This window comes from Pseudomonas sp. H1_A03, assembly GCF_054685145.1.
Window position 1 is genome coordinate 2261803 of sequence record NZ_CP162829.1, and the last position, 18401, is coordinate 2280203.

At 58.9% G+C, this 18401-nt stretch carries 22 protein-coding genes and 1 pseudogene; 12 read left to right on the top strand and 11 right to left on the bottom strand.

Annotation, left to right across the window (positions count from 1 at the left end; genetic code table 11):
• The first annotated feature begins 31 nt into the window (after window positions 1–31).
• Both AB4O35_RS10370 and tldD read left to right on the top strand, forming a co-directional pair.
• On the top strand, window positions 32–880 hold the full coding sequence (locus tag AB4O35_RS10370) for a carbon-nitrogen hydrolase family protein (RefSeq protein WP_065875099.1): 849 nt from the start codon (window positions 32–34) through the stop codon (window positions 878–880).
• A gap of 16 nt (window positions 881–896) precedes the next feature.
• The gene (gene tldD, locus AB4O35_RS10375; RefSeq protein ID WP_065875098.1) at window positions 897–2339 is read left to right on the top strand and encodes a metalloprotease TldD; all 1443 of its coding nucleotides are present in this window, start codon (window positions 897–899) and stop codon (window positions 2337–2339) included.
• Between the two features lie 47 nt (window positions 2340–2386).
• Here the strand turns inward: tldD and yjgA are convergent, their stop codons facing one another.
• The gene (gene yjgA, locus AB4O35_RS10380; RefSeq protein ID WP_017738766.1) at window positions 2387–2908 is read right to left on the bottom strand and encodes a ribosome biogenesis factor YjgA; all 522 of its coding nucleotides are present in this window, start codon (window positions 2906–2908) and stop codon (window positions 2387–2389) included.
• A 108-nt stretch (window positions 2909–3016) separates the two neighbouring features.
• Here yjgA and pmbA point away from each other — a divergent pair, with 108 nt between their 5' ends.
• From pmbA to AB4O35_RS10410, 6 genes are all read left to right on the top strand, one after another.
• Entirely contained in the window at window positions 3017–4363 is a 1347-nt protein-coding gene (pmbA, locus tag AB4O35_RS10385) for a metalloprotease PmbA (RefSeq protein WP_065879612.1), read from the top strand.
• A 148-nt stretch (window positions 4364–4511) separates the two neighbouring features.
• Window positions 4512–4907, top strand: a complete 396-nt coding sequence (locus AB4O35_RS10390) for a FagA protein (protein WP_065875096.1) — start codon at window positions 4512–4514, stop codon at window positions 4905–4907.
• A complete protein-coding gene (locus tag AB4O35_RS10395) occupies window positions 4900–6276 on the top strand; it encodes a class II fumarate hydratase (protein ID WP_065945267.1) in 1377 nt (458 codons plus the stop codon). Before AB4O35_RS10390 ends, AB4O35_RS10395 begins: the two co-directional genes overlap by 8 nt.
• Before the next feature lie 27 nt (window positions 6277–6303).
• Entirely contained in the window at window positions 6304–6732 is a 429-nt protein-coding gene (locus AB4O35_RS10400) for a hypothetical protein (RefSeq protein WP_065875094.1), read from the top strand.
• A gap of 1 nt (window position 6733) precedes the next feature.
• The gene (locus AB4O35_RS10405; protein WP_065875093.1) at window positions 6734–7345 is read left to right on the top strand and encodes a superoxide dismutase; all 612 of its coding nucleotides are present in this window, start codon (window positions 6734–6736) and stop codon (window positions 7343–7345) included.
• Window positions 7346–7378: 33 nt separating this feature from the next.
• Window positions 7379–8272 (top strand): ZIP family metal transporter, encoded by an 894-nt coding sequence (locus AB4O35_RS10410; protein WP_065879609.1) that lies wholly within the window; start codon window positions 7379–7381, stop codon window positions 8270–8272.
• Between the two features lie 98 nt (window positions 8273–8370).
• Here the strand turns inward: AB4O35_RS10410 and AB4O35_RS10415 are convergent, their stop codons facing one another.
• The 10 genes from AB4O35_RS10415 to AB4O35_RS10460 form a co-directional block, all read right to left on the bottom strand.
• Entirely contained in the window at window positions 8371–8643 is a 273-nt protein-coding gene (locus AB4O35_RS10415; protein ID WP_012722237.1) for an HPr family phosphocarrier protein, read from the bottom strand.
• Between the two features lie 16 nt (window positions 8644–8659).
• The gene (gene rapZ, locus AB4O35_RS10420; protein ID WP_049709982.1) at window positions 8660–9517 is read right to left on the bottom strand and encodes an RNase adapter RapZ; all 858 of its coding nucleotides are present in this window, start codon (window positions 9515–9517) and stop codon (window positions 8660–8662) included.
• Window positions 9518–9519: 2 nt separating this feature from the next.
• On the bottom strand, window positions 9520–9984 hold the full coding sequence (ptsN, locus tag AB4O35_RS10425; protein WP_065875091.1) for a PTS IIA-like nitrogen regulatory protein PtsN: 465 nt from the start codon (window positions 9982–9984) through the stop codon (window positions 9520–9522).
• Window positions 9985–9994: 10 nt separating this feature from the next.
• Entirely contained in the window at window positions 9995–10300 is a 306-nt protein-coding gene (gene hpf / locus AB4O35_RS10430; RefSeq protein WP_003171804.1) for a ribosome hibernation-promoting factor, HPF/YfiA family, read from the bottom strand.
• Between the two features lie 75 nt (window positions 10301–10375).
• Complete coding sequence (locus AB4O35_RS10435) at window positions 10376–11869, bottom strand: RNA polymerase factor sigma-54 (RefSeq protein WP_460149584.1); 1494 nt, start codon at window positions 11867–11869, stop codon at window positions 10376–10378.
• Between the two features lie 185 nt (window positions 11870–12054).
• On the bottom strand, window positions 12055–12780 hold the full coding sequence (gene lptB, locus AB4O35_RS10440; protein WP_049709979.1) for an LPS export ABC transporter ATP-binding protein: 726 nt from the start codon (window positions 12778–12780) through the stop codon (window positions 12055–12057).
• On the bottom strand, window positions 12780–13313 hold the full coding sequence (gene lptA / locus AB4O35_RS10445) for a lipopolysaccharide transport periplasmic protein LptA (RefSeq protein WP_025856312.1): 534 nt from the start codon (window positions 13311–13313) through the stop codon (window positions 12780–12782). The genes lptB and lptA overlap by 1 nt, the downstream gene beginning before the upstream one ends.
• The gene (lptC, locus tag AB4O35_RS10450; RefSeq protein WP_065875089.1) at window positions 13300–13872 is read right to left on the bottom strand and encodes an LPS export ABC transporter periplasmic protein LptC; all 573 of its coding nucleotides are present in this window, start codon (window positions 13870–13872) and stop codon (window positions 13300–13302) included. The genes lptA and lptC overlap by 14 nt, the downstream gene beginning before the upstream one ends.
• Window positions 13873–13880: 8 nt before the next feature.
• Window positions 13881–14405 carry a KdsC family phosphatase gene (locus tag AB4O35_RS10455; protein ID WP_049709977.1) on the bottom strand — a complete coding sequence of 175 codons (525 nt, stop codon included), beginning with the start codon at window positions 14403–14405 and terminating at the stop codon, window positions 13881–13883.
• Window positions 14406–15380, bottom strand: a complete 975-nt coding sequence (locus AB4O35_RS10460; protein ID WP_065875088.1) for a KpsF/GutQ family sugar-phosphate isomerase — start codon at window positions 15378–15380, stop codon at window positions 14406–14408.
• Window positions 15381–15678: 298 nt separating this feature from the next.
• Between AB4O35_RS10460 and AB4O35_RS10465 the strand changes: the two genes are divergently transcribed.
• From AB4O35_RS10465 to AB4O35_RS10480, 4 genes and pseudogenes are all read left to right on the top strand, one after another.
• On the top strand, window positions 15679–16488 hold the full coding sequence (locus tag AB4O35_RS10465) for an ATP-binding cassette domain-containing protein (RefSeq protein ID WP_065875087.1): 810 nt from the start codon (window positions 15679–15681) through the stop codon (window positions 16486–16488).
• Window positions 16488–17285, top strand: a complete 798-nt coding sequence (gene mlaE, locus AB4O35_RS10470; RefSeq protein ID WP_065875086.1) for a lipid asymmetry maintenance ABC transporter permease subunit MlaE — start codon at window positions 16488–16490, stop codon at window positions 17283–17285. Before AB4O35_RS10465 ends, mlaE begins: the two co-directional genes overlap by 1 nt.
• Window positions 17285–17752, top strand: a complete 468-nt coding sequence (gene mlaD / locus AB4O35_RS10475; RefSeq protein ID WP_003171814.1) for an outer membrane lipid asymmetry maintenance protein MlaD — start codon at window positions 17285–17287, stop codon at window positions 17750–17752. Before mlaE ends, mlaD begins: the two co-directional genes overlap by 1 nt.
• Window positions 17753–17763: 11 nt before the next feature.
• A pseudogene (locus AB4O35_RS10480) lies at window positions 17764–18399 on the top strand (MlaC/ttg2D family ABC transporter substrate-binding protein); the annotation flags it as partial.
• Between the last annotated feature and the right edge of the window lie 2 nt (window positions 18400–18401).

Sequence of the window (18401 nt, forward strand, 5' to 3'; positions counted from 1 at the left end):
TGGCCGCATGCCTTTTATGGAGTGTCGGCCCATGTCCTTTGCGGTAATTCAAATGGTCAGCCAGAGCGATGTGCTGGCTAACCTGGCCCAGGCCCGGCGCTTGCTGGAGCGGGCGGCTGCGGGTGGGGCGAAGTTGGCGGTGCTGCCGGAAAACTTCGCTGCCATGGGGCGTCGCGATGTGGCTGATATCGGCCGCGCCGAGGCGCTGGGCGAAGGTCCGATCCTGCCGTGGTTGAAACAGACCGCCCGCGACCTCACCTTATGGATAGTGGCCGGCACGTTGCCGTTGCCGCCAGAGGACCAACCGCACGCCAAGTCCAACGCCTGCTCGCTGCTGGTTGATGATCGCGGCGAAATCGTGGCTCGTTACGACAAGCTGCACCTTTTCGATGTGGATGTCGCTGATGCTCGCGGTCGTTACCGTGAATCCGACGACTATGCTTTCGGGGGTAATGTGGTGGTGGCAGATACGCCCGTCGGCCGTTTGGGCTTGACGGTGTGTTACGACTTGCGCTTCCCCGAGCTCTACAGCGAGTTGCGCGCGGCGGGGGCTGAATTGATTACGGCGCCTTCGGCGTTTACGGCAGTGACCGGCGCCGCTCATTGGGACGTGCTGATTCGCGCACGGGCCATCGAGACCCAGTGCTACCTGCTGGCGGCGGCGCAAGGTGGTGTACACCCGGGCCCCCGGGAAACCCATGGCCACGCAGCCATTGTCGACCCCTGGGGGCGCGTGCTGACACAACAGGATACAGGCGAAGCGGTGTTGCTGGCCGAGCGCGATAGCAGTGAACAGGCGTCGATACGGGCGCGCATGCCGGTGGTCAACCATCGGCGCTTTTTCTCGCAGGGCGCACAGCGGCCTGCTTCGGAACGATGAATTTAAGGTCATACCTATGAGCGAGTTGTTGTCCTCAGTCAGTGAACACCTCCTGGCACCCGGTGGCGTGACCATCGAAAGCTTGCAAACCGTGCTCGGCGATCTGGCCGGACCGGGCATTGATGCGGCTGACCTGTATTTCCAGGGCCAGATCTCCGAGTCCTGGTCCCTGGAAGACGGGATCGTCAAGGAAGGCAGTTTCAATCTGGACCAGGGTGTCGGCGTGCGTGCGCAATCCGGTGAAAAAACCGGCTTTGCCTACAGCAACGCGATCACCCTGGAAGCCTTGGGCCTCGCGGCGCGTGCTGCGCGCTCAATCTCCCGCGCCGGCCAAAATGGCACGGTTCAGGCGTTCAGTACTCAAGATGTGGCGCAGTTGTACGCACCGGATAACCCGTTGGAAGTCATCAGTCGTGCGGAAAAGGTCGAGCTGCTCAAGCGTATCGACGTGGCCACCCGCGCCCTCGACCCGCGTATCCAGCAGGTCACCGTGAGCATGGCCGGTGTGTGGGAGCGCATTCTGGTGGCGTCCACCGACGGCGGCCTGGCGGCGGATGTACGGCCGCTGGTGCGCTTCAATGTCAGTGTAATCGTCGAACAGAATGGTCGCCGCGAGCGCGGTGGCCATGGTGGCGGCGGGCGTACCGACTACCGCTACTTCCTCACCGACGACCGTGCCATGGGCTATGCCCGTGAGGCCCTGCGCCAGGCGCTGGTCAACCTGGAAGCCATTCCGGCGCCGGCGGGTACCTTGCCTGTGGTGCTGGGATCGGGCTGGTCCGGCGTACTGCTGCACGAAGCGGTCGGCCATGGCCTGGAAGGTGACTTCAACCGCAAGGGCAGTTCAGCCTACAGCGGTCGTATGGGCGAGATGGTCGCGTCCAAGCTCTGCACCATCGTCGATGACGGCACCCTGACCGGGCGTCGTGGCTCGCTGAGCGTCGATGACGAAGGTACGCCTACCGAGTGCACCACCCTGATCGAAAACGGCGTGCTCAAGGGCTACATGCAAGACAAGCTCAACGCCCGCTTGATGGGCGTGGCGCGCACCGGTAACGGCCGTCGCGAATCCTATGCGCACTTGCCGATGCCACGCATGACCAATACCTACATGCTCGGTGGCGAAAGCGACCCGGCGGAAATCATCGCTTCGGTGAAGCGCGGCATCTACTGCGCCAACCTCGGTGGCGGCCAAGTGGACATCACCAGCGGCAAGTTCGTGTTCTCCACCAGCGAGGCGTACCTGATCGAAGACGGCAAGATTACTGCGCCGGTCAAAGGAGCAACGTTGATTGGTAACGGTCCGGAAGCCATGAGCAAGGTGTCGATGGTCGGTAACGACCTGTCGCTCGACAGCGGCGTGGGCACGTGCGGGAAGGACGGGCAGTCGGTGCCGGTGGGTGTCGGGCAGCCAACGCTGAAAATTGATGCGATCACCGTGGGTGGCACGGGCTCGTAAGAAAGGTGGAGCTTCGGGTGGCGAAAACCGCCACCCGGTGAAGAGGATCAGCGCAGGCCGCGTTGAGTCTCGTCCAGCTCTCGGATGTACTTGAAGATTTTACGGCTGGTGGCCGGCGCTTTGTTATGCGCCTGCTCGTGCTGGGCCTGACGGATCAGGGAGCGCAGTTGCTGGCGGTCCGCGTCCGGGTAGTCCAGCACGAATTTCTCCAGCACGGCGTCATCGCCCGCGATCAAGCGGTCACGCCAACGCTCCAGGTTATGGAAGCGTTCGTTGTACTGGCGAGTGGAGGCATCGGTTTGATCAAGCAAAGCCAGAATGGCGTCAGTGTCCTGATCGCGCATGAGTTTGCCGATAAACATGATGTGCCGTTTACGCGCGATATTCGCGGTGTGCTTGGGCGCATCGGCCAAGGCCCGGCGCATTTCGTCGGTCAAAGGCAGTTTTGCAATCAAATCTTTCTTGAGCGTTGTAAGGCGCTCGCCAAGGTCAACCAGAGCATGCAGCTCGCGTTTGACCTGGGTTTTGCTTTTCTCCCCATCGAGGGAGTCGTCGTAAGAATCAACCATGGTGGCAGTCCGCAAAGAAACGCTGCCATGATAACCAGTCGGGGGCCGCTTGTCCGGCCCGGTCGCTCGATGGCCTTAACCGAAAGCAGAATTTGAGTGGAGAAAACCATGAGTGCAGCCCAAAGCGTCGGTCCGCAAGCGTTACCGGCACTGCAGGAACAAGTCGAGCAGATCCTTGCCGAGGCCAAGCGCCAGGGGGCCAGTGCCTGTGAGGTGGCGGTGTCGCTGGAGCAGGGGCTGTCGACGTCGGTACGCCAGCGTGAAGTGGAAACCGTTGAGTTCAATCGCGACCAAGGGTTTGGCATCACCTTGTATGTCGGGCAGCGCAAAGGCTCGGCCAGTACGTCGGCCAGTGGCTCGGAAGCGATTCGCGAAACGGTGGCGGCGGCGTTGGCGATTGCCAAGCACACCTCGGAGGATGAAAGCTCGGGTTTGGCCGATAAGGCGCTGATGGCCAAGGACCTTAAGGATTTCGATCTGTTCCACGCCTGGGACATCACGCCCGAGCAAGCCATCGAACAGGCATTGATCTGTGAAGCGGCGGCGTTCGACGCCGATGCGCGCATCAAGAATGCTGATGGCACCACGTTGAGTACGCATCAGGGCTGCCGCGTGTATGGCAACAGTCATGGTTTTATCGGCGGTTATGCGTCCACTCGTCATAGCCTGAGCTGCGTGATGATTGCCGAAGCCAATGGGCAGATGCAGCGCGATTACTGGTACGACGTGAATCGCCAGGGCGACTTGCTGGCGGACCCGGTGAGCATTGGCCAGCGTGCTGCGCAGCGTGCCGCGAGCCGCCTGGGCGCGCGCCCGGTGCCGACGTGCGAAGTGCCTGTGCTGTTTTCGGCAGAACTTGCCGGTGGGTTGTTCGGCAGCTTCCTGGGGGCGATTTCCGGTGGCAACTTGTACCGTAAGTCCTCGTTCCTGGAAGGTGCGATTGGCCAGAAACTGTTTCCCGAGTGGCTGACCATCGATGAACGCCCGCACCTGATGCGTGCCATGGGCAGCACGTCGTTCGATGGTGATGGCCTGGCGACTTATGCCAAGCCATTCGTCGAGAAAGGTGAATTGGTCTCCTACATATTGGGCACGTACTCCGGTCGCAAACTCGGCCTGCCAAGCACGGCGAACTCCGGTGGCGTGCATAACCTGTTTGTCACCCATGGCAATGAAGACCAGGCGGCGTTGCTGCGGCGCATGGGCCGTGGCTTGCTAGTCACCGAATTGATGGGCCATGGCTTGAACATGGTCACCGGTGATTACTCCCGTGGCGCGGCGGGGTTCTGGGTAGAAAACGGCGAGATTCAGTTTGCCGTTCAGGAAGTGACTATCGCTGGCAACATGCGCGATATGTTCAAGCAGATCGTTGCCGTGGGTAATGACTTGGAACTGCGCAGCAACATTCGCACAGGTTCTGTGCTGATCGAGCGGATGACCGTCGCCGGCAGCTAACCCTTCAACGCTCCCTGAAAAAGGCGCGCCATCCCACGGATGGCGCGCCTTTTTTTGTAACTACGACGTGGGACGAATCCTTTGGTGCTCTTGTTTTGATTCTTAATATCATTTAATAATGAATATCATTATCGAGCGAGTGTAGATCATGAGTTCTGTCCTGCATGAGGATCCTTATCTGGAAAGCTGGCGCTGGATGAGTCGTCAAATCCGCTGCGCACTCGATCCAAATGAGCCTCGCCTGATCGAGCATTACCTCAACGAAGGTCGATACCTGGCGTGCTGCACCGCGACCCATCCGTGGACGATCGCTGAGACCTCATTGCGTTTACTGCTCGACACCGCCAGCGATATAGCGCTGCCGTGGCACTGGCGTTCCGTATGCCTGGACCAGGCTTGGCGTCCACTGCGTGACCTGGAACAGCTTTCTCAATGTCCCTGCCGTCTCAAGCGCTGGCAGACCTTTGCCTGGCAATTGGCGACCTGCGAATTGCTGCCGTCTATTTCTCACTCCGACCTCGTGCAAGGATCTAACGATGAGTAACACCCGTATCGAACGCGACAGCATGGGCGAGCTGCAAGTGCCTGCCGAAGCCTTGTATGGCGCTCAAACCCAGCGTGCGGTGAACAACTTCCCGATCAGCCATCAACGCATGCCGGCGCAATTCATTCGCGCCCTGATCTTGGCCAAGGTTGCGGCGGCCAAGGTTAACGTCGACCTCGAACAAATCAGCGCGGGGCAGGGCAAGGCTATTGTCGATGCCGCCCAAGGCCTGCTGGAAGGCGATTTCATGCCGCACTTCCCGGTGGATATCTTCCAGACCGGTTCCGGCACCAGTTCCAACATGAATGCCAACGAGGTGATTGCCACCCTCGCCAGCCGTTTGCTGGGCGAGGCGGTCAATCCTAACGACCACGTGAACTGCGGCCAGAGCAGCAACGACATCATCCCGACCACTATCCATGTCAGCGCCGCGCTGGTTTTGCATGAGCAAACACTGCCGGCCCTGTTGCACCTCGTTCAAGTCATCGAGCAGAAGGCCGAAGAGGTTCACCCGTTCATCAAGACCGGCCGCACTCACTTGATGGATGCCATGCCGGTACGCATGAGCCAGGTGCTCAATGGCTGGGCGCAGCAACTCAAGGCCAATATCGCGCATTTGCAGGACCTTCTGCCAAGTCTGCAAGCGCTGGCCCAGGGTGGCACAGCGGTTGGCACCGGGATCAACGCACACCCGGAATTCGCTGCGCGATTCAGCCAGCAGTTGAGCAGCCTGACCGGTGTCAAATTCACCCCAGGCAAAAACCTGTTCGCGCTGATCGGCTCCCAGGACACCGCCGTCGCCGTTTCCGGCCAGTTGAAAACCACCGCCGTGTCGTTGATGAAAATCGCCAACGACCTGCGCTGGATGAACTCCGGCCCGCTCGCAGGCCTTGGTGAAATAGAACTGGAAGGCCTGCAGCCTGGCTCTTCGATCATGCCTGGCAAGGTCAACCCGGTGATCCCGGAAGCGACGGCCATGGTCGCCGCGCAGGTCATCGGCAATGACACCGTGATCACTATCGCCGGTCAATCGGGCAACTTTGAGTTGAATGTGATGCTGCCAATCATCGCCCAGAACCTGCTCAGCAGCCTTGAGTTGCTGGCCAACTCCAGCCGCCTGCTGGCGGACAAGGCCATCGCCAGCTTCAAGGTCAATGAAGCCAAGCTCAAGGAAGCGCTGTCGCGCAACCCGATTTTGGTGACCGCACTCAACCCGATTATCGGTTACCAAAAGGCCGCTGAAATTGCCAAGAAGGCGTATCAGCAAGGCCGTCCGGTGATTGATGTCGCCCTCGAGCACACCGACCTGCCGCGCAGCCAGCTGGAAGTCCTGCTGGATCCGGAAAAGCTGACGGCCGGCGGCGTGTAATCACCGACCCTGCTTTGGAGGCTCACCATGGAGCACTGGAAACGCACGATCGAACGGGCCAATCGCTGCTTTATGGCGGGCGAGTTGGTTGACGCTCGCGAGGCCTATTTGCAAGCCCTGGCCCTGGCTCAGGTGCTGTTCGAGCGCTGGGCGGATGCCGACGAAGCAGTGGCGGCGTGCGTCATTTCTCATCATAACCTGGCGGACTTGCACCTGCGCCTGAACCAGCCGGAAGAAAGCGCGGAATACCTTTGCGCTATTCACCAGCGTCTTTTACAGACCCTGCAGGACTCGCGGCTGAGCCCGCAATTGCGGGAAGCGGCCTTGCGCCAGAGCAGCAAAACCTACGTCGAGCTACTGAATTTCATCAGCGATCACGGCGAGTACCCGCGTACCCATCGCTTGCTGGGCGGTACTGCGGCGCAGCCGACCACTCCTCATTACGGAGCACATTGATATGACCTACACCTTGCCTGCCTTGCCTTACGCCTATGACGCCTTGGAACCGCATATCGATGCGCAAACCATGGAGATCCATTACACCAAGCACCACCAAACCTATATCAACAACCTTAATGCCGCTGTTGAGGGCACTGAGTTTGCGGGCTGGCCGGTGGAAAAACTGGTATCCAGCGTGCAGCAGTTGCCGGAAAAACTTCGTGCAGCCGTGATTAACCAAGGCGGCGGCCACGCCAACCACTCGCTGTTCTGGGCCGTGATGTCGCCCAAAGGTGGCGGTAAGCCCGAGGGCGCACTGGGCAAGGCGATCGAGGAACAATTGGGCGGTTTCGACAGCTTCAAGGATGCTTTCACCAAAGCCGCGTTGACGCGCTTCGGTAGTGGATGGGCCTGGCTGAGCGTCACCCCGCAAAAGACCCTGGTGGTGGAAAGCAGCGGCAATCAGGACAGCCCCCTGATGAGCGGTAATACGCCGATCCTCGGCCTCGACGTCTGGGAGCACGCCTACTACCTGCTTTATCAGAACCGTCGCCCGGAATACATCAATGCGTTCTACAGTGTCATTAACTGGCCTGAAGTCGCCGCACGCTATCAGGCCGCTGTGGCCTGATATCCACCTCTATAACAAGATCTAAGGCCGACTATGGGCACTGACACACTGGCGATCAGCAGCGGGCGGATGTTTCGTTATGCACTTGGCTCGCTGCTGCTATTGGCAGGTACTGCATTGCTGGTGGCCCACGGGCTGGCCTGGCTTGACCTGGAACCGCGAATTCTGCGTGCCCTGCAGGGCGGGTCCATCTGCGCGCTCGGCACGGCGCTCGGTGCGGTCCCAGTCTTGGTCATTCGGCGGATGCCGGTGGCATTGAGCGATACACTGCTGGGCTTTGGGGCAGGGGTGATGCTGGCGGCGACGGCGTTTTCGCTGATCGTGCCAGGCATTGCCGCGGCTGAAAGCCTGGGATTGTCGCCCTGGGGCGCCAGTGGCTTGATCAGCTTCGGCATTATGCTTGGGGCGTTCGGGCTATACCTGGTTGACCGCAAGGTTTCCGGCGCAAGCCCGGAAATGCTCGTCGGCACGCCGGATAAGCCGGTGATCCCGCCGCGCATCTGGCTGTTCGTGTTTGCCATCATCGCTCACAACATCCCCGAAGGCATGGCGGTCGGCGTTTCTGCCGGAGGCGGCATGCCAGAGGCCGATAGCCTGGCCATGGGCATTGCTTTGCAGGATGTGCCTGAAGGCCTTGTGATCGCGCTGGTGTTGGCCGGGGCAGGGATGTCGCGGGTCAAGGCGTTTATGATCGGTGCTGCGTCAGGCTTGGTGGAGCCGGTGTTTGCTGTGCTCTGCGCCTGGTTGGTGAGCCTGGCTGAGGTGCTGTTGCCTTTGGGCCTGGCCTTGGCTGCTGGCGCGATGCTATTGGTGGTGACTCACGAAGTCATCCCTGAATCGCGACGCAATGGTCACGAAAAACTCGCCAGTTTGGGATTGTGCACCGGTTTTTGCTTGATGATGGTGATGGACACGGCTTTAGGATAAACACGCTTTTCTGTAGGCGCCTGCTTGCCGGTGATTGGCTCCAGTCTTACATCGAACGCAATGACGTCATTGCCGGCAAGCCGGGCTGCTACGAAGGGTTATTCGCCTTCATCAAAGTAGTTGTTGATTAGCGCAACCAGTGCGTCCATCGCTTCCTGCTCTTGCTCGCCTTCTGTCTTCAAGTGAATCTTGGTGCCTTTGCCGGCCGCCAACATCATCATTGCCATGATGCTTTTGCCATCGACCATGGATTCCGGCGTGCGCCCGGCCCGAATCTGGCAGGGAAACTGCCCAGCCACACCCACGAATTTGGCCGAAGCGCGGGCGTGAAGGCCCAGCTTGTTGATGATTTCAATTTCCAGAGCGGGCATCGCGGGGGTGTTCCTTTCAGCTAAGGTCGCGGTGGCGGACCTGGACGTTCTTGAGGGTTTGTTGCAGCACCTGGCCCAAGCGTTCGGTCAGGTAGACGGAGCGGTGGTGGCCGCCGGTGCAGCCAATGGCAATGGTGACATAGGCCCGATTGCTTGCGGCAAAGCGTGGCAACCATTTGAGCAAGTAGCTGGAAATGTCCTGGAACATCTCCTCAACATCCGGTTGCGCAGCCAGGTAGTCGGCAACAGGTTGATCCAGCCCGGATTGTTCGCGCAGTTCCGGCTTCCAATAGGGGTTCGGCAGGCAGCGCACATCAAACACCAAGTCTGCATCTACCGGCATTCCGCGCTTGAAACCAAACGACTCCACGAGAAACGCCGTGCCTGGCTCCGGCTGGTTCAACAGGCGCAGCTTGATGGCATCGCGCAGCTGGTAGAGGTTAAGGCTGGTGGTGTTGATCTTGAGGTCGGCGAGGTCAATGATCGGTCCCAGCAGCTTGGTTTCGTCCTCGATGGCTTCGGCCAAGGAGCGGTGAGGGCTGCTGAGGGGGTGGCGTCGGCGTGTTTCGGAGAAACGCTTGAGCAGCGTCTCTTCGTCGGCATCCAGGTACAGCACATCGCAATGAATGTGCTTGGCCCGCACTTCCTCGAGCAATTGTGGAAATCGCTCAAGATGGCTGGGCAGGTTGCGGGCATCTATCGAAACGGCGACCAGGGGTTGCGCCAGTTCAGTATGGATCAGCGCGCGTTCCGCCAATTCCGGCAGCAGGCCGGCGGGCAAATTGTCGATGCAGTAGAAACCGCTGTCCTCAAGGACATTGAGGGCGGTGCTTTTACCTGAGCCGGAACGGCCGCTGACGATGATCAAGCGCATGATTACTGCCCGTTCTGTTCGTCCACGACAACCTGATACAGCGCCTCATTACTGCTGGCACTGCGCAGTTTGTCGCGTACTTCCTTGCGGTCGAGCATGCTGGCGATCTGCCGAAGCAGTTCCAGGTGTGCATCGGTGGCAGCTTCCGGGACCAGCAAAACAAACAGCAGGTCGACCGGGGCGCCATCGATAGCGTCGAAATCGATGGGATGGTCCAAGTGCAGCAGGGCGCTGACAGGCGTCTCGCAGCCTTTGAGGCGGCAGTGGGGAATAGCGATGCCGTTACCAAAACCGGTCGAGCCAAGTTTTTCACGAGCAATCAGTGCCTCGTACACAGTTTGCGTTTCCAGTTCAGGCACTTCACGGCCGATCAGGTTGGCAATTTGTTCGAGGGCGCGTTTTTTACTGCCGCCCGGCACGTTCACAAGGGAACGGCCGGGGGTCAGGATGGTTTCAAGTCGGATCATGGGGGGAGAGTTAACGACCTGTACCTTGCATCAGGTGCAGATTCTTTTCCTTATGCTTTATGAGTTGGCGGTCCAGCTTGTCGTAGAGCGAGTCGATCGCCGCGTACATGTCCTCATGTTCCGCATTGGCGACGAGCTTGGCATTCGGTACGTGCAGGGTGGCCTCGATTTTCTGCTTGAGCTTATCGACCTCCATGATGACCTGCACGTTGGTGATCTTGTCAAAATGCCCCGCAAGCTTGTTCAGCTTGCTTTCGGTGTATTCACGCAGGGGTTTGGTGACTTCCAGCTGGTGTCCACTGATGTTGACTTGCATACAGCTTCTCCTTCGTTGCCAGTGCATAAAGCGACAGGCGAAAGCGCCTGCCACTGGAACGCTGTGGCCCGCCCGTCACATCAAACGCTTACGCTCGCTGGAAGGCGCGATCCCGAGGGACTCGCGGTACTTGGCGACGGTTCGACGGGCGACCTGAATGCCTTGTGCCTCCAGTAAACCAGCGATCTTACTGTCACTCAATGGCTTTTTCTGATTTTCCGCGGCAACCAGTTTTTTGATGATCGCGCGAATCGCCGTGGACGAGCATTCACCGCCTTCGGAGGTGCTGACGTGGCTGGAGAAAAAGTATTTCAGTTCATAAATACCCCGTGGGGTATGCATGAATTTTTGCGTGGTTACCCGAGAAATCGTCGATTCATGCATGCCAACCGCCTCGGCGATGTCATGCAGTACCAACGGTTTCATCGCCTCGTCGCCGTATTCCAGGAAGCCGCGCTGGTGCTCGACGATCTGGGTGGCCACTTTCATCAGGGTTTCGTTGCGGCTTTGCAGGCTCTTGATAAACCAGCGAGCTTCCTGCAATTGGTTGCGCATGAAGGTGTTATCGGCGCTGGTGTCAGCGCGACGCACAAAACCGGCGTATTGCGGGTTGACCCGCAGGCGTGGCACCGACTCCTGGTTCAGTTCAACCAGCCAGCGCTCGTTATCCTTGCGCACGATCACGTCGGGAACCACGTATTCGGCTTCGCTGGACTCGATTTGCGAGCCAGGACGCGGGTTGAGACTTTGTACCAGCTCAATGACCTGGCGCAGGTCGTCTTCCTTGAGCTTCATGCGGCGCATCAGTTGGCTGTAGTCGCGGCTGCCCAGCATGTCGATGTAATCGGTGACCAGGCGCTGGGCCTCGGCGAGCCAGGGGGTCTTGGCGGGCAGTTGGCGCAATTGCAGCAGCAGGCATTCGCTGAGGGAGCGCGCACCGATGCCAGCGGGTTCGAACTGCTGGATGCGGTGCAGGACGGCTTCGATCTCGTCCAGCTCGATATCCAGTTCAGGGTCGAATGCTTCGAGAATTTCCTCAAGCGTCTCGTCCAAGTAGCCCTGGTTATTGATGCAGTCGATCAGGGTCACGGCGATCAGGCGATCGGTGTCCGACATCGGCGCCAGGTTCAGTTGCCACAGCAGGTGGCTCTGCAGGCTTTCGCCGGCGGAGGTGCGGGTGGTGAAATCCCACTCGTCATCGTCATTGCTGGGCAGGCTGCTGGCGCTGGTCTGGTAGACGTCTTCCCAGGCGGTGTCGACGGGAAGCTCGTTGGGAATGCGTTCGTTCCAGTCGCCTTCCTCGAGGTTATCCACCGTTGGGGCGGTTTCCTGATAGGAGGGTTCCTGCGCATCGGGGTTGGGTTTTTGCTCGATGTTATCGGCCAGCGGGTCTGCATTATCGAAGTCGTCGCCTTCTTCCTGGCGTTCGAGCATCGGATTGGACTCCAGGGCCTCCTGGATTTCCTGTTGCAGGTCCAGGGTCGACAATTGGAGCAGGCGGATGGCCTGTTGCAGCTGCGGTGTCATCGTCAGCTGCTGGCCCATTCTCAGGACTAGCGATGGTTTCATGGCAGGGGCTTAACACCTTATTCGCCGGCGCAATGCGCCATCCACGACAGGGCGCGTGAGCGCCAAACATAAGCAAATTATATGCCTGATATCGGGGGCTTTGCCTAGAGCGCGGTAACAATAAAAATCCAGAGGTTTTCATTGACTCCCGCGCACCTTGGCAATCGGCCGTGACACCACGGTGTTTACAGGCGGAACTCGTGACCCAGGTACACTTCCTTGACCAGTTCATTGGCCAGGATGGTGGCGGAGTCGCCTTCAGCGATCAGTTGACCATCGTTGACGATATACGCGGTTTCGCAGATATCGAGCGTCTCACGGACGTTGTGGTCGGTGATCAGCACGCCAATGCCCTTAGCCTTGAGGTGGTGAATGATCTGCTTGATGTCGCCGACCGATATTGGGTCGACGCCGGCAAACGGTTCGTCCAACAGGATGAACTTCGGTGCAGTGGCCAGGGCACGAGCGATTTCTACGCGGCGGCGCTCACCACCGGACAGGCTCATGCCGAGGTTGTCGCGGATATGGTTGATGTGGAATTCCTGCAGCAGGCTTTCCAGCTCCTTGCGACGACCGTCACGGTCGAGTTCCTTGCGGGTCTCGAGGATGGCCATGATGTTATCGGCCACCGACAGTTTGCGGAAGATCGACGCTTCCTGCGGAAGATAGCCGATACCGGCGCGGGCACGGCCGTGCATCGGCTGGTGGCTCACGTCCAAGTCATCGATCAGTACGCGACCCTGATCCGCCTGGACCAGCCCGACGATCATGTAGAAGCAGGTGGTCTTGCCGGCGCCGTTGGGGCCGAGCAAGCCGACGATCTGGCCGCTGTCGATCGACAGGCTGACGTCGCGCACGACCTGACGGCCTTTATAGGCCTTGGCCAGATGCTGGGCTTTCAGGGTTGCCATTACTCGGCCTTCTTCTTCGGCTGGATAACCATGTCGATGCGTGGGCGCGGTGCGGTGACCTTGTTGCCATTGGCACGACCGGCGTTAGCGATCTGTTTCACGGTGTCGTAGGTGATCTTCTCACCTTCCGTGGAGTTGCCGTCGGGGCTGAGCACCTTGGCTTGGTCGATCAGCACGATGCGGTTCTGCTGGGCGTGATACTGGATGGTCTTGCCGTAACCCTTCATCGGGCCGGTGTCGGTAGCGGACTGCTTCTGTTCGAAGTAAGCCAGGTTGCCCACCGAAGTGACCACGTCAATATCGCCAGCCTGGGTGCGAGTCAGGGTCACCGTGTTGCCGGTGATCTTCATCGAGCCCTGGGTGATGATCACGCCGCCTGTGTAGGTGGCGACGCCTTGCTTGTCATCCAGTTGCGCATCGTCAGCCGAAATGTGGATCGGCTGCTGGCTATCGTTCGGCAGAGCCCAGGCGCTCACGCTTCCCAGTGCTGCGCCCAGGCCGAGCAAAATAGGGAGAGTTTTAACGAGCCTCATACTGTCCTCTTACGTTCGATAGCAGGTGTATCCTGCTTTCTTTCAAATACGCTTTCATTCCCTTGCCAGTCGATACACCGCCAGCGCCGTCGATTCTAACGTCTTGCTCGGTCTGCGCATATTGCTTCTGCGGGAATACGGTCATGCGACTGGTGGTAATCACGGTCTCACGTTTTTTATCGTCAGTGCGCGCAACGCGCACCGAGTCGATCAGTTCTACCTCGGTACCGTCCGGGTTGACCTCGCCACGCTTGCTGGTGACGTGCCATGGGAACTCGGTACCGCGGTAAATGTTCATGTCCGGGTTGGTCAGCAGGGTCACTTCGCTGGCTTTCACGTGCTCGACCTTGTCCGAGGTCATCTCGTACTGCACCTTGCCGTCGGGCAGGAACTGCACGCTTTTGGCATTGGTGGCGTAATAGTCGATAACCCCCTCGTCAACCTGCGCAGCAGGCTGGTCGAGAAAGCGCTCCGGGCTGATATTCCAGTAGCCCACCGCCAGGAACAGTGCGGCGATGACTGCGAATAGCAGGAAGTTGCGAATCTTTTTGCTCAGCATAAAACGCTCTATAAGTAGGCGGCGTGGGCCGCTTCAAGGCTGCCTTGGGCACGCAGGATCAGCTCGCAGAATTCGCGGGCGGCACCTTCACCGCCACGGGCGGTGGTGATGCCATGGGCATGCTCGCGAACAAAGGCTGCCGCATTGGCAACGGCCATGCCCAGGCCCACTCGACGAATCACCGGCAGGTCGGGCAGGTCATCGCCCAAGTAGGCGACCTGCTCATAGCTTAGGTTGAGTTGGCCAAGAAGCTCGTCCAGAACCACCAGTTTATCCTCGCGGCCCTGATACAGGTGAGGAATCCCCAGGTTTTGTGCGCGGCGTTCCACAACGGGGGTTTTTCTGCCGCTGATAATCGCTGTTTGCACACCCGACGCCATCAGCATCTTGATGCCTTGGCCGTCGAGGGTGTTGAACGTCTTGAATTCGCTGCCGTCTTCGAGGAAGTACAAGCGGCCATCGGTCAGCACGCCGTCAACGTCGAAAATCGCCAGTTTGATGTTTTTGCCGCGTTGCAACAGGTCGTCGGTCATTTACATCACTCCCGCACGCAGCAAGTCGTGCATGTTCAAGGCGCCAATCGGGTGGCCGTCGCTATTGACCACCACCAGCGCGCCGATCTTGTGGTCTTCCATGATCTTCAAGGCTTCGGCTGCCAGCATTTCAGGGCGGGCGGTCTTGCCGTGGGGTGTCATTACCGCATCGATGGTGGCGGTGTGGATGTCGATGGTGCGGTCCAGGGTGCGGCGCAAGTCACCGTCGGTGAAGACCCCGGCCAGGCGCCCGTCGGCTTCCAGGATAACGGTCATGCCCAGGCCCTTGCGGGTCATTTCCATCAGCGCGTCCTTCAGCAAAGTGCCGCGCTGGACATGGGGCAATTCGTCGCCCGAGTGCATGACGTTTTCCACTTTCAATAGCAGGCGGCGGCCCAGGGCACCACCTGGGTGGGAAAACGCGAAGTCTTCGGCGGTAAACCCGCGGGCTTCCAGCAGTGCCACGGCCAGGGCATCGCCCATGACCAGCGCGGCGGTGGTGGAAGAGGTTGGTGCCAGGTTCAGCGGGCAGGCCTCGTGGGCCACGTGAACGTTGAGGTTCACTTCGGCGGCCTTGGCCAGCGTTGATTCCGGGTTGCCTGTAACGCTGATCATCTGGATGCCCAGGCGCTTGATCAGTGGCAACAGGGTCACGATTTCATTGGTGGTGCCGGAGTTGGACAGTGCCAGGATGATGTCATCCTTGGTGATCATGCCCATGTCGCCATGACTGGCTTCGGCCGGGTGTACGAAAAACGCAGTGGTCCCGGTGCTGGCCAGGGTGGCGGCGATCTTGTTGCCGACGTGGCCTGACTTGCCCATGCCGACCACGACGACGCGGCCCTTGCTGGCCAGAATCATCTCGCAGGCGCGTACGAAATCTGCGTCGATATGGGCCAGTAAGCCTTCTACGGCTTCAAGCTCGAGGCGGATGGTGCGTTGTGCGGATTGGATAAGGTCGCTGGATTGGCTCATGTCTGGAATCGTATAGCCTGACGAAAAGTCGGCGATTATAACGGTAATGATCAATTCCCTCACGCAAGTTCGTCAGGGTTTGTGCGCGACGCGCCTGAGATTCATCTGAAGCAACGTTTTTTCCCTGTGCTCAATCTGAACAAGCGCTGTTCCGGCCTTGGGCGCCTCGTACCAGCAGTGATATAGTTCGCCGCCAGTTCGGTCCGCCCAGCCCATGTGTTCAACTATTGCACAAGCATTGCAAACGTTTGTCGCAAGCGTGGTGTCTGAGTGAGAGGCTGCATCCCAAGGAGTTTAGATGAGTGCCGATAACGCCTACGCGGTCGAGCTGAAGGGACTGACCTTCAAGCGCGGGACGCGCAGCATCTTCAATAACGTCGATATCCGCATTCCGCGCGGCAAGGTCACGGGCATCATGGGGCCTTCCGGTTGTGGCAAGACCACCCTGTTGCGCCTGATGGGCATGCAATTGCGGCCCAGTGCCGGCGAAGTGTGGGTCAACGGCCAGAACCTGCCGACATTGTCGCGCAGCGATCTGTTCGACGCACGCAAGCACATGGGTGTGCTGTTCCAGAGCGGTGCATTGTTCACCGACCTCGATGTTTTCGAGAATGTGGCTTTTCCGCTGCGGGTGCACACCCAGCTGTCCGACGAAATGATTCGTGACATCGTGTTGCTGAAACTGCAGGCCGTAGGCCTTCGCGGTGCCACCGACCTGATGCCCGACGAACTGTCCGGTGGCATGAAGCGTCGGGTCGCCCTGGCGCGCGCCATTGCTCTCGACCCGCAGATCCTCATGTACGACGAACCTTTCGTCGGCCAGGACCCTATCGCCATGGGCGTGCTGGTGCGTCTGATCCGCCTGCTCAACGATGCGCTGGGTATCACCAGCATCGTGGTTTCCCATGATCTTGCAGAAACCGCGAGCATTGCCGATTACCTCTATGTAGTAGGCGATGGCCAGGTGTTGGGGCAGGGCACGCCTGAAGAACTGATGAATGCAGACAATCCGCGTATTCGCCAATTCATGACCGGCGACCCTGATGGCCCTGTGCCTTTTCACTTTCCGGCAACGGATTACCGCTCAGATCTTCTGGGGAAGCGTTGATGCGCAAGACATCTTTACTCGAGAAGGTGCGCCTTTTCGGTCGCTCCGGCATCGATATGATCGAAGTGCTGGGGCGTTCGACAATCTTCCTGTTCCACGCCTTGCTCGGCCGTGGTGGCATTGGCGGCGGTTTTGGCCTGTTGATCAAGCAACTGCATTCAGTCGGCGTGATGTCCCTGGTAATTATTGTGGTTTCCGGGATTTTCATCGGCATGGTGTTGGCGTTGCAGGGGTTCAATATCCTTTCCGGCTACGGCTCGGAGCAGGCCGTTGGGCAGATGGTCGCGCTGACGCTCTTGCGCGAACTGGGGCCGGTGGTCACTGCCTTGCTGTTTGCGGGCCGCGCGGGTTCTGCGTTGACCGCCGAAATCGGCAACATGAAGTCCACCGAGCAATTGTCCAGTCTCGAAATGATCGGTGTGGACCCGCTCAAGTACATCGTTGCGCCGCGCCTGTGGGCCGGCTTCATTTCACTGCCTCTGCTGGCGATGATTTTCAGCGTGGTGGGTATCTGGGGCGGTTCGTGGGTCGCGGTTGACTGGTTGGGCGTCTATGACGGCTCCTACTGGGGCAACATGCAAAACAGCGTCACCTTCAGCGGTGACGTGCTCAACGGCATCATAAAGAGCATCGTCTTCGCTTTTGTAGTGACCTGGATCGCCGTATTCCAAGGCTACGACTGTGAGCCCACTTCAGAAGGGATCAGTCGCGCCACCACCAAGACCGTTGTGTACGCCTCGCTGGCTGTACTGGGCCTTGACTTCATTTTGACCGCCTTGATGTTTGGAGATTTCTGATGCAAAACCGCACTGTGGAAATCGGTGTCGGCCTTTTCTTGCTGGCTGGCATCCTGGCTTTATTGTTGTTGGCCCTGCGAGTCAGTGGCCTTTCGGCCAGCCCCACCGCCGATACTTATAAACTTTACGCGTACTTCGACAATATCGCCGGTTTGACTGTCAGAGCTAAAGTGACCATGGCCGGTGTGACCATCGGCAAGGTCACGGCAATCGATCTGGACCGCGACAGCTTCACCGGGCGAGTGACCATGCAGCTGGATAAGAAGGTAGATAATCTGCCAACTGACTCCACTGCATCTATCCTCACTGCGGGTTTGCTGGGCGAGAAATACATCGGTGTCAGCGTGGGCGGGGAAACGGCCCTGCTCAAGGATGGCTCGACAATCCACGACACACAGTCGTCGCTGGTGCTTGAAGACCTGATCGGTAAATTCCTGCTTAATACGGTCAATAAAGACGCTAAATGAGGAATCTGTACATGATCTCTACCTTGCGACGTGGCCTCCTGGTACTGCTTGCAGCGCTGCCGTTGATGGCCAACGCAGCAGGTTCTGCCCACGAATTGGTGCAGGACACAACCAACAAGATGTTGGCTGACCTGTCGGCCAACAAAGAAAAGTACAAACAAGATCCGAGTCAGTTCTACAACGCGCTCAATACTATTGTCGGTCCTGTTGTAGATGCCGAAGGCATTTCCCGCAGCATCATGACGGTCAAGTATTCGCGCAAGGCTACCCCGGCGCAGATGCAGACCTTTCAGGAAAACTTCAAGAAAGGCCTGTTTCAGTTCTATGGTAACGCGCTGCTTGAGTACAACAACCAGGGGATTACCGTCGCTCCAGCCGGGGATGAATCAGGTGATCGCACCAGCGTGAACATGAGCGTCAAGGGCAACAATGGCGCTGTCTACCCTGTGCAGTACACGCTGGAGAAGGTCAACGGCGAGTGGAAGCTGCGTAACGTGATCATCAATGGCATCAACATCGGCAAGCTATTCCGTGATCAGTTCGCTGATGCCATGCAACGCAATGGCAACGACCTGGACAAAACCATCAATGGTTGGGCCGGTGAAGTCGCCAAGGCCAAGGAAGAAACCGATAAAGCTGCCGGGGAAAC